Origin of the sequence: Pedobacter sp. UBA5917, assembly GCF_002432345.1 — a bacterium.
GTDB lineage: Bacteria > Bacteroidota > Bacteroidia > Sphingobacteriales > Sphingobacteriaceae > Pedobacter.
The window spans coordinates 1-10662 of record NZ_DJDT01000234.1 but is presented as its reverse complement, the minus strand read 5'-3'; the positions used below and the strand labels follow the sequence as shown (position 1 = coordinate 10662).

Sequence of the window (10662 nt, the reverse complement as noted above, 5' to 3'; positions counted from 1 at the left end):
GGCTGCTCCACAATAGCCCATACTAGCACGTAAACCGCCAATGTACTGATACATTACTTCGGCCAAAGTACCTTTAAACGGTACACGACCTACAATACCTTCGGGAACCAGTTTTTTAATATCATCTTCTACATCCTGGAAATAACGGTCTTTCGAGCCCTGTTCCATGGCTTCGATAGATCCCATACCACGGTACGATTTAAATTTACGTCCTTCGTAGATGATGGTTTCGCCAGGTGATTCTTCTACCCCGGCAAATAACGAACCTGCCATTACCGTACTTGCACCCGAGGCAATTGCTTTGGCAATATCGCCAGTGTGTTTAATACCACCATCGGCAATAACTGGTACACCGGTACCTTTTAATGCTTTGGCACATTCGTAAACAGCATATAATTGGGGAACACCAACACCGGCGATAATCCTGGTGGTACAGATAGAACCCGGGCCAATACCTACCTTAACGGCATCAGCACCAGCTTCGGCAAGGAATTTTGCAGCAGCACCGGTAGCAATATTACCAACAATAACCTGTAAATCAGGATATTTTGCTTTAACTTCTTTTAATTTATCAACCACACCTTTCGAGTGACCATGGGCGGTATCGATGGTAATTACATCAACGCCTGCTGCAACCAAAGCGTCAACCCTTTCAATGGTATCGGCAGTTACACCAACCGCTGCGCCTACGCGTAAACGCCCGCGCTCATCTTTGCAGGCAACAGGATAGTTTTTAACTTTCGAAATATCTTTAAAGGTAATTAAACCGCTTAGGTAACCATCTTTACTTACTACCGGAAGCTTCTCGATTTTATGGTTCTGAAGAATTTCTTCTGCCTGTACCAAAGTAGTGCCTTCTGGTGCAATGATTAAATTTTCTTTCGTCATTACCTCTGAAACAGGTCTTTTCATATCCTTCTGAAAGCGCAGATCCCTGTTTGTAATAATACCAACCAATTTATTATCGCTGCTTACCACCGGGATACCACCTATTTTGTGCTCTTTCATAATTTTGAAAGCATCGGCCACAACAGCTGTTTCCAATAGGGTAACAGGATCCTGGATCATACCACTTTCAGAACGTTTTACCTTACGTACCTCAGCAGCTTGTCTTTCAATAGTCATGTTTTTGTGCAACATGCCGATACCACCATTCTGTGCAATGGCAATGGCAAGCTCAGCTTCTGTTACAGTGTCCATTGCTGCAGAAATCAACGGAACGTTAAGTTTGATTTTTTTGGTTAAAAAAGTGGATGTATTTACTTCACGGGGCAGAATTTCTGAATATGCCGGTACCAAAAGTACATCGTCGTAAGTTAAACCTGTGGCAATAAATTTTGTGGAATCGAGTTGCATAGCAAATAAATTAGGATTTATTATTTGCCAGGCAAAGATACGGAAATAACACGAAAATAAAAGCATAATGATAAAAATGCTTAAATATTGAGCTTGTCTGACAATTGTGTTAAAAGCGGCTCGAACATTTTCTACTTGAAAGAAAGGAAGTATATGATTTATTTGGACTAGACTTTAAATAACAAGATCATTAAAAGCTGGATATCAAAAAACAGACCTTTAATAAACGGGTTATAAAGTTTCGATTATTTCTAAAATTGAAAGATTGTATTTATAATTGCACTAACCAATAAACTATTTATATAATGCAGAAAAATGCTCTCAAATTTCTGATCTTAATGCTTTGCATTGGGATTGGAAATCTCTATGCCCAAACGGGCCAAAATGTAAAAAGGGAATTTAAATTCGGAAAAATTGCCCCTGCAGAATTTGAAACGAAAGTTTCAGGTCGGGATTCTTCAGCCTCAGCCATTAAATTGTTTGATGTAGGCGAATGTTATTTCGAAATCAGTCCTTCTTCAAGCGGTTTTATCTATGTTTTCGAAAGGCACATCCGTTATAAGATCCTGAACAAAAATGGTTATGACCTGGCGAATTTTAAGGTAGAGCTGTACAAAAGCAGCGGATCGGCAAAAGAAGACCTTAACTACATGGATGCGGCAACCTATAACATGGTTGATGGCAAAATGGTAACGAGTAAACTAAACAAGGACGCCAAATTTACCGAGGAGTTTAATAAAAACTATGTGATCAAAAAATTTGCCCTTCCAAATGTAAAAGAAGGATCGATCATCGAATTTAAGTACAGGATCAAATCAGATTTTATTTTTACCCTGAGGGGCTGGAAATTCCAGTCCAGTGTTCCAACACTCTGGTCGGAATATAATGTGAGGATACCGGAATATTTCAACTATAAAATCAATATGAGCGGTTATTACCAGGTAGATCACCCGCTCCACCAAAATGTGAATGCATCATACATACCCGGTGTAAGCTCAAACGCAGTATACGATAAATATTGCGTGGCCAATATTCCGGCTTTAAAGGATGAACCCTATGTTACCACAATGGATGATTACAATCCAAAAATTGAATTTGAGCTAAGGGCAACCAACTTCCCTGGCGATGTTTACCGCGATTACAATGGCTCATGGTCCAAAATCATCAATGACCTGGCACAGGATGAAAACTTTGGCGCATATATCAATAAAAACAGCTACGCAAAATCGGTGCTTCCGGGCATTTTAAAAGGAGAAAAAGATACACTGGCAACTGTTAAACTTATTTTAAACTACGTTAAAAACAATGTAAAATGGGATAAACACTATTCGAAATATTCGGATGGAACCAATCCTAAAACCCTCTTCGAAAAGAAAACCGGTTCATCGGGCGATATCAACCTGGCGCTGTTAAGCTTATTAAAAGAGGCAAAAATCGAAGCTTATCCGGTGCTGATCAGCACAAGGGAAAATGGGATGCATCCCGGTTATCCATTGATATCGGCATTTAACAATGTTATTGCTGTTACACAGATTGGGAACCAACTGTATTTCCTCGATGCTACCGATAAGGATCTGCCTGCAGGGATGCTGGATTATGAAAACCTGAGCCACCAGGGGTATTATATTGATTTCAAAACCTTCAATGGAAAATGGCTTTCTACTGAACCTAGTATTGCAAGTGAAAAGATTTTTGTGTACAATATGGTGCTCGATAAAGAGCATAAACTATCGGGAAAAATCAACCAGTATTCAAAAGGATATTCAGCTTTAAACCTGCGTAATAAATACCGCAAAACCAATAACGAAACCGAATTTATCAAAGGTTTCAAGAAAGATAAAACCGGTTTGGAAGTTTCTGCCTATAAAATAGACAACCTGGATAACCTTGATGAGCTGCTAAGCGAAAGCATGGATGTAGTGATTGAGGACAATGTAGAAGAAGCAGGCAACCTGGTATATTTTACCCCTCTCCTTTTCGAGCGGACAAAAGAAAACCTGTTCAAATTGGAGGAACGCAAATTCCCTGTTGATTTTGCCTATCCATTTAAAGAAAGTTACCGCATTACGGTAAATTTCCCTGAAGAATACGAGATTGACAAACTTCCAAAAGGCGGTATTTACAAACTTCCGGAAGAAAATGGCACGTTCACCATCAACTACATATCAGAGGGCAAAACCCTTATGGTAAAAAGTACCATTAATGTTAATAAATCATTTTATACCCCGGAAGAGTATTTCGATTTAAAAGAATTGTTTAAAGCTGTGGTAGAAAAACAGGCCGAGCAGATTGTATTTAAAAAGAAAGGCTAATGAAATACTATTTAAGTTTAGCACTTGGTCTACTGGCAATGGGCAGTGCATTTGCACAAACAGATTATGATGTGGCCAAAATCCCCGAAAACCTAAAAACAGATGCTGTTGTGGTGATCAGGAATGAAGAATCTTTTTTTGATGTAAAAGGTTTGGGCGCTGCAAGAATGGATTACAAGGTGGCCATAACCATTTTGAACAAGGCCGGTGAGGAATACGGTGAAATGGCCGAGGTTTATGATAAATTCAGCAGCATTTACAATATCAAAGCCACGCTTTACGATGGTAATGGTAAAAAAGTTAAGGATTATAAGAGTTCCGATATTAAAGACCAGAGCCTGATCTCGGATTTCTCGATATTTGAGGATAACAGGTTAAAACTTTTGAAATTCGTAAGTGTAAATTATCCCTATACAATAGAATATAGTTACAGCCATGATTATAATGGATTGCTTTCTTTTCCCTCGTGGCGCGATATTAAAGGTTTTGGCGTATCGGTAGAAAAATCGGCCTACACTATTCAAAAGGCAAAAAACTATAAAATGCGCTACCTTACCAGCCGTAATCTACCTACGGATTCGGTAATTGTAGGGGAAAAGGTGCAGTATAAATGGAAAAGCGCCAATGTTGCCGCTATTGCCAGCGAGCCTTTAAGTACAGGAATAGATAATGTTTCAGCATGGGTTAAAGCCTCCCCTAACCAGTTCGAGTACGATGGTTCATCAGGAAATTTCGATAACTGGCAAAATTTCGGTTCATGGTTATATAACCTGAACCAGGGAGGAAACAAATTGCCGGAAGCCACCAAGATAATGGTGCAGAATTTGATTAAAGATGCCAAAACACCTAAAGAAAAAATCAGGATATTATATAACCACTTGCAGCAGAATACCCGTTATGTAAGCGTTCAATTGGGAATTGGTGGTTTTAGACCTATTTTGGCCGAAAAAGTAGCACAGGTAAACTATGGTGATTGTAAAGCACTGTCTAATTACATGAAAGCCCTACTTAATGAAGCGGGCATAGCCTCAAATTTAATTGTAATCGGAAACGATATGCCAAGCTTAAACCCTAATTATTCGAGCATGGGGCAGGCAAACCACATGATTTTATGTGTACCAATGGCAAAAGATACCACCTTTTTAGAATGTACAAGCCAGTACAAACCGATGGGCTTTGTGGGTTACAGCAATTCGGACAGGAATGTATTGATGGTTACCGAAACCGGCGGAAAAATTGTGCATACCCCAGCCTATAATCCAAAAGAGAATTATCAGATCAGAAAAACAAAAATTACCCTGGCCGAAGATGGTACTGCTAATTCGGAAATCAGATCTACTTACGGTAATGCCCAGTTTGAAGAAAATTTCTCGATGACACTCATGGAGCCTGTTGAACTTAGGAAAAAAATTATCGAAGATAGCCCGATCCCTGTAGCAGAGTTAACGAGTTACAAATATGTACAGCCCGATAAAACGGTGCCCGTGCTTACGGAAGAGATCCATTTTAAAACCAACCCGATATTAACCAAGGGAGGCGACAAGTTATTTTTGGTGGTCAACCAGATTAACCGCCGCGAAAGTGTTCCGCTTAAAGTAGAAAACCGGAAGACCTATTTTGCTGTTCCTTTTGGTTATAATGATGATGATGAAATCAGTTACATCCTGCCTAAGGGTTATAACGTAGAGTTTTTACCAAAAGACATCACCATTACCTCAGAATTTGGATCGTATACAGCAAAATTTAGCGTAAAAGACAATATCATTGTGTATAACCGTACACAAACCATGAACAATAAAAAGTATGCACCAGAAAAATATGGTGAATACGTCGATTTTTATAAAAAGATTTACCAGGCCGATAAACAAAAGGCCGTTTTAGCAAAAACCTTATAATATGATTACTGAAAATCAATATTTTGATGGCGATGTAAAATCGTTGGGTTACGAAACCACCGAAGGAAAATCGACCGTTGGGATTATAAATCCGGGAGAGTACACCTTTGGAACGGCCCAAAAAGAAATTATGCACGTGATAGAAGGTGAACTGGAAGCACTGCTTCCCGAAAGTTCTGATTGGCAAACCATCAAAGCGGGCAGTAACTTCGAAGTACCTGCAAATGCATCATTCAAAGTTAAAGCAGCTGTACAAACGGCATATTTATGCCAGTATAGGTAGCTAAACTTTAAAGGCCGTCATCTCGACCGAAACGCAGTGGAGCGCCCGTTGCACTCCGCTCGAAATGACGACCTTTTGTGTCCTTATTTACTTCTTCCCAATCACTACTTCCGTAAAATGCTCTGTAGTGAAATATTTGTTGGCCAATGCCAGTAGCTCTTGAGCAGTAATGTTTTTCACGGTCTCAATATACTTGGCATAATAAGCATAGTCTAAGCCCGAGAAATAAATATTCTTAAACTTATCGGCATGTGAGAACACATTTTCCAAACTACCCAACATCGATCCCAACATATAATTCCGAACCAGGTTGAGTTCCTCTTCGCCGATCAGTTCATTTTTCAGGATATCAATTTCCTTATAAATTTCTGTTAAAGCCGCAGCGCAAACATCTGCTCCTACTTCGGTGGCAATAAAAAGATAACCAGCCTGTTGTAACGATGAAATACCCGAACCAATGCCATAAGTGTAGCCTTTATCTTCACGGATATTGTTCATCAAACGCGATCCAAAATAGCCACCCAAAACCGTATTTAAAATCTGGAGTCCCGAAAAATCTTCATGTTTGCGGTTAATGGCCAATTGTCCGATCCTGATCGCAGATTGTAACGCTTCCGGTTTCTCGGTATAAATCACCTTTTTTTCTGTTGCGGTGAAGTTGAAACTGTTTTTTACCGCATTGCTTTTTTCCCAATCCTGTCCAAAAGTATCATTCAGCAAGTTAAAAGCTGCATCGTCAAACTTTCCTGAAACTACAATAGTGCAGTTATTCGGCGCATAAGCAGCTTTAAAATACTCGATCAGGTCTTCGCGTTTTAATGCATCGTAATGTTCAGCTTTTATATTTACGCCATAAGCAGTGTCGCCAAATAAAGCATGGGCAAATTCCTTTCTCGAAAGAATATCGTTCTTTTTTAGGTTTACCTGAAGTTTTTGCTTCTGGTTCTGGATATAAATATCAAGTTCGTGCTGTGGGAACTGGCTGGCCGATAAAACATCCTTAACAATCGGCAGTACCGAATGCAGGTGTTTATTTAAAGTATACAGCGTAACCAGCGATTGATCCTGCACATATTCTGTTTGAAAAAAGGCACCGTAAAAATCAATCTGTTCAGCTATTTCCTTTGAAGTTAATTTATTCGTTCCGTTATTGATCAGTGTGCTCACCGCTATGGCCTGTAAGGGTTTTTCGAGTTTCCAGTTTACGTTTTCAAAAATAAATTCGATACGTACCAGGTCCTGCTCGCCAGAATAAATGGTAAAAACGGGAACACCGTTATCCAGCACCTTTTTGTCTGGCTGGATAAAATTTATAGTCGATACCTGCTTAAAATCAGGCGCCTGTTGTCTGTTAAGCATTTTCTTCAGTTAAATAATATAAAGTTGATGATGAATTAGGGTTAAAAGCTTCGTTAGAAATACGCTTGATATCTTCTGCTCCAACTTTTAAAAATGCTTCAGTTTCATTGTTCAATAAAGCAGCATCGCCCAGTAGTTCGTAATAGGCTAAATTCATGGCTTTATCCAATAAACTCATTTCTGAAAAAACCAGTACCGATTCTACCTTATTTTTTACCTTGGTTAGCTCGATATCGGAAACCAGTTCTGCTTTTAGCTTATCCAGTTCGGCCCAAATTGCTTTTTCTGCAGTTGCTACCGTAACACCTTTTATCAATTTACCTTCAACAATAAATAAACCCGGATCTAAACTGCTTGAGATGTAGGCATTGATATCGCTAAAAAGCTGTTGTTCCTTTAACAGGCTGTTATATAAACGTGAAGATTGTCCGCGCGATAAAATATCCGATAACAGATCGAAAGCATAATAATCATCATTTAAACGCCCCGGCATTTTAAAAGCCATATAAATTGCATTTAAGGGCACATTTGCTTTAACTGTTTCCTGTCTCGCTTCCGTTTGCGGTGCCTCCTGAACTAAATCACGGTTATACTTTTCTCCTGCCGGGATAGGTTCGAACCACTTTTCGGCCAGTTTTTTAACATCCTCTGTTTTTACATTTCCACCCACTACCAAAATGGCATTCTGTGGTGTATAGTGTTTTTTGAAAAATGCTTTTACATCATCCATCGTGGCATTTTCAATGTGCGAAAGCTCTTTTCCTATGGTTGCCCAACGGTAAGAATGTTTTTTATAAGCCAAAGGACGCAATTTTAACCAAACATCGCCATAAGGCTGATTAAGATAACGTTGCTTAAACTCTTCGCATACCACATTCCGCTGTGTATCTAAACTTTTTTCAGAAAAAGCAAGACTCAGCATGCGGTCGCTTTCCAACCAAAATGCTGTTTCTATATTTTCGGCAGGCAGTGTAATGTAATAATTGGTAATATCATTGCTGGTAAAAGCATTGTTCTCGCCGCCTACCCTTTGCAAAGGCTCATCATAACTTGGAATATTTACCGATCCACCGAACATTAAATGCTCAAATAGGTGTGCAAAACCGGTTTTTTCAGGGTCCTCATCACGGGCACCCACATCATATAAAATATTTAAAACTGCCATTGGGGTTGTAGCATCTTCATGTACTAAAACCTTTAACCCATTGGCCAGTGTAAAACGATTAAAATCTACCATATCTAATTTTAGAACCGTAAAGATATTATTTTAAGCCAAAACGCAAGATGGAAAATGATGGAGAACGTAAAATGGCAAATGATGGACAATTTAAGGGGCTTATGGATGATGGAAGATGGATAATGGATGACGGAAGACGAATTCTGCACGCAGCGGTGTAATCTGCGGGAAACAATTATGCAATGGAAAATGTAAGATGGGTAATGTAGGATGGAAAATGACCTCTGCATGCATCACAGTAATCTGCGGGAAACAATTATGCACCCAGGTGATGATGGAGATGACTTTCTTGAACTGCTATATTCAAAGTGGTAGGATCCTAACCCTTTCCTTTTGCTCGTCAATAATGATAAGTGCACCTTTATTTAAAACATTACTATATTTTTTAAATATTGGAATAACTAAAGCTTCAAGATGCTTAACCGTAACATTCTGTGTGCGTACCTGAATTACGCTCGGCGCTTCGGCTTTGGAAAGCGCAAGTGCAGTACCAAAATCAAGATCATGCGTAAAAACAATATGTTCATTATCTCTCGCCCAATTCATTAAATCTGCATCCGGTGCATTAAAAGCTCCAATTTTCGTCCAGTGTACTGCCTGTATATTATTTTTATCAAAAACCTGCTCCCATTCAGGCGACAGATTCATATCAATTAATATTTTCAAACCGCAACAGGAACTTCAATTTCTTCTGAACGCCACGAAGCATAAGATAGTGCCTGAAGAAGGTCTTCCTCTTCAAGATAGGGATATTGACTTATAATTTCTGCAGCCGACAAACCTGAAGCATATAAACCTATAATGGTACCCACAGTTACCCTGAGTCCGCGGATACAAGGCTTCCCCCCCATTTGATCAGGGTTCAAGGTAATTCTATCTAAATGTTTCATAATTTTCTGCTTATTTCAAATATAATTATAATGTACCAACTTACCTACAAATTAATTGTTGCCCAATTGTTAAATTAAAGTTTTATCATTGCTTTTAACATCCAACAGCCCAGTTTTATTTACATTTGTATATGCAAACTGCAGATTTATTAAAACGTGCCTTAAATTTTGAATTTCTTTCACAAGAAGAAGGCGTATACCTATACCACCATGCCGATACAGCATCTTTGATGTTTGTAGCCAACGAGCTAAGAAAAATCCAGGTGCCCAGCGGCAAGGTAACCTGGCAGATTGATCGTAATGTAAACACCACAAACGTTTGCATCGCCAACTGTAAATTCTGTAACTTTTTCCGCAGACCTGGTCACGACGAAAGTTATATTACTGATATCGAAACCTATAAGGTAAAAATTGAAGAAACTTTCCGTTTGGGAGGCGATCAATTGTTATTACAGGGAGGTCACCATCCCGATTTAGGTCTGGCCTTTTATGCCGATCTATTTAAAAAATTGAAAGAATTATATCCCGATTTAAAACTTCACGCTTTAGGTCCGCCCGAAATTGCGCATGTGGCCAAATTGGAAGGGATGACACACACCGAGGTATTAAAGGTTTTAAAAGAAGCCGGAATGGACTCTTTACCAGGTGCCGGTGCCGAAATTTTAAATGACCGGGTGAGGCGTTTAATTTCTAAAGGTAAATGCGGCGGACAGGAATGGCTGGATGTAATGCGTGCTTGTCACCAGTTAGATATCACCACCTCTGCTACGATGATGTTCGGCCATGTTGAAACCATCGAAGAGCGTTTCGAACATTTGGTTTGGATCCGTCAGGTACAGAGCGAAAAACCTGCTGATGCAAATGGATTTTTGGCCTTTATTCCATGGCCTTTCCAGGATGATGGTACGTTATTAAAAAGACTTCGCGGAATCAGCAACAATGTAACCGCTGATGAATATATCCGTATGATTGCCCTGAGCCGCATTATGCTGCCCAATATTAAAAATATTCAGGCCAGCTGGTTAACCGTTGGAAAAACCACTGCCCAACTTTGTTTACATGCAGGTGCAAACGATTTCGGATCAATCATGATCGAAGAAAACGTAGTATCGGCTGCTGGTGCGCCACACCGTTTTACCGCAAATGGTATTCAGCAATCAATCAAGGCTGCAGGTTTCGAACCACAGTTACGAGGACAAAAATACAATTACAGGGATTTGCCAGAGCATTTGGAAGAACAGGTGATTACTTATTAGAAAACAAAAAGCCTCTATTTAAAAAGGCTTTTTGTTTTATATGTGTCTAGTTCTGAAATAAGTTGACACAAAAG

Annotated in this window: 9 protein-coding genes; 4 read left to right on the top strand and 5 right to left on the bottom strand. The window is 39.4% G+C overall.

Annotated features, from left to right (window positions below; all coding sequences use genetic code 11):
* The coding region (guaB, locus tag B2V92_RS15665) for an IMP dehydrogenase (RefSeq protein WP_293309789.1) at positions 1 to 1356 on the bottom strand (1356 nt) is incomplete at its 3' end.
* Positions 1357 to 1661: 305 nt separating this feature from the next.
* Between guaB and B2V92_RS15660 the strand changes: the two genes are divergently transcribed.
* The 3 genes from B2V92_RS15660 to B2V92_RS15650 are packed head-to-tail and all read left to right on the top strand — an operon-like array spanning position 1662 to position 5846.
* Entirely contained in the window at positions 1662 to 3668 is a 2007-nt protein-coding gene (locus tag B2V92_RS15660) for a DUF3858 domain-containing protein (protein ID WP_293309787.1), read from the top strand.
* A complete protein-coding gene (locus B2V92_RS15655) occupies positions 3668 to 5563 on the top strand; it encodes a DUF3857 domain-containing protein (RefSeq protein ID WP_293309785.1) in 1896 nt (631 codons plus the stop codon). The genes B2V92_RS15660 and B2V92_RS15655 overlap by 1 nt, the downstream gene beginning before the upstream one ends.
* Position 5564: 1 nt before the next feature.
* A complete protein-coding gene (locus B2V92_RS15650; protein ID WP_293309783.1) occupies positions 5565 to 5846 on the top strand; it encodes a pyrimidine/purine nucleoside phosphorylase in 282 nt (93 codons plus the stop codon).
* An 87-nt stretch (positions 5847 to 5933) separates the two neighbouring features.
* Here B2V92_RS15650 and B2V92_RS15645 read toward each other — a convergent pair whose 3' ends face one another.
* The 4 genes from B2V92_RS15645 to B2V92_RS15630 form a co-directional block, all read right to left on the bottom strand.
* The gene (locus B2V92_RS15645) at positions 5934 to 7205 is read right to left on the bottom strand and encodes a M16 family metallopeptidase (protein ID WP_293309781.1); all 1272 of its coding nucleotides are present in this window, start codon (positions 7203 to 7205) and stop codon (positions 5934 to 5936) included.
* A complete protein-coding gene (locus B2V92_RS15640; protein ID WP_293309779.1) occupies positions 7198 to 8442 on the bottom strand; it encodes a M16 family metallopeptidase in 1245 nt (414 codons plus the stop codon). The genes B2V92_RS15645 and B2V92_RS15640 overlap by 8 nt, the downstream gene beginning before the upstream one ends.
* 303 nt (positions 8443 to 8745) lie before the next feature.
* Positions 8746 to 9108, bottom strand: coding sequence for a DUF5615 family PIN-like protein (locus tag B2V92_RS15635; RefSeq protein WP_293309777.1), 363 nt, complete (start codon positions 9106 to 9108; stop codon positions 8746 to 8748).
* Entirely contained in the window at positions 9105 to 9332 is a 228-nt protein-coding gene (locus tag B2V92_RS15630) for a DUF433 domain-containing protein (protein ID WP_293309775.1), read from the bottom strand. Before B2V92_RS15630 ends, B2V92_RS15635 begins: the two co-directional genes overlap by 4 nt.
* Positions 9333 to 9463: 131 nt before the next feature.
* On the opposite strand from B2V92_RS15630, the gene B2V92_RS15625 reads away from it, so the two are divergent.
* A complete protein-coding gene (locus B2V92_RS15625; protein ID WP_113948304.1) occupies positions 9464 to 10588 on the top strand; it encodes a CofH family radical SAM protein in 1125 nt (374 codons plus the stop codon).
* Positions 10589 to 10662: the final 74 nt, after the last annotated feature.

What these genes read in the sequence shown, in the direction of transcription:
- B2V92_RS15655 (WP_293309785.1), top strand. Translation starts at nt 3,668, where the DNA reads ATGAAATACTATTTAAGTTTAGCACTTGGTCTACTGGCAATGGGCAGT.
- B2V92_RS15660 (WP_293309787.1), top strand. Translation starts at nt 1,662, where the DNA reads ATGCAGAAAAATGCTCTCAAATTTCTGATCTTAATGCTTTGCATTGGG.
- B2V92_RS15640 (WP_293309779.1), bottom strand. Translation starts at nt 8,442, where the DNA reads ATGGTAGATTTTAATCGTTTTACACTGGCCAATGGGTTAAAGGTTTTA.
- B2V92_RS15625 (WP_113948304.1), top strand. Translation starts at nt 9,464, where the DNA reads ATGCAAACTGCAGATTTATTAAAACGTGCCTTAAATTTTGAATTTCTT.
- B2V92_RS15630 (WP_293309775.1), bottom strand. Translation starts at nt 9,332, where the DNA reads ATGAAACATTTAGATAGAATTACCTTGAACCCTGATCAAATGGGGGGG.
- B2V92_RS15650 (WP_293309783.1), top strand. Translation starts at nt 5,565, where the DNA reads ATGATTACTGAAAATCAATATTTTGATGGCGATGTAAAATCGTTGGGT.
- B2V92_RS15645 (WP_293309781.1), bottom strand. Translation starts at nt 7,205, where the DNA reads ATGCTTAACAGACAACAGGCGCCTGATTTTAAGCAGGTATCGACTATA.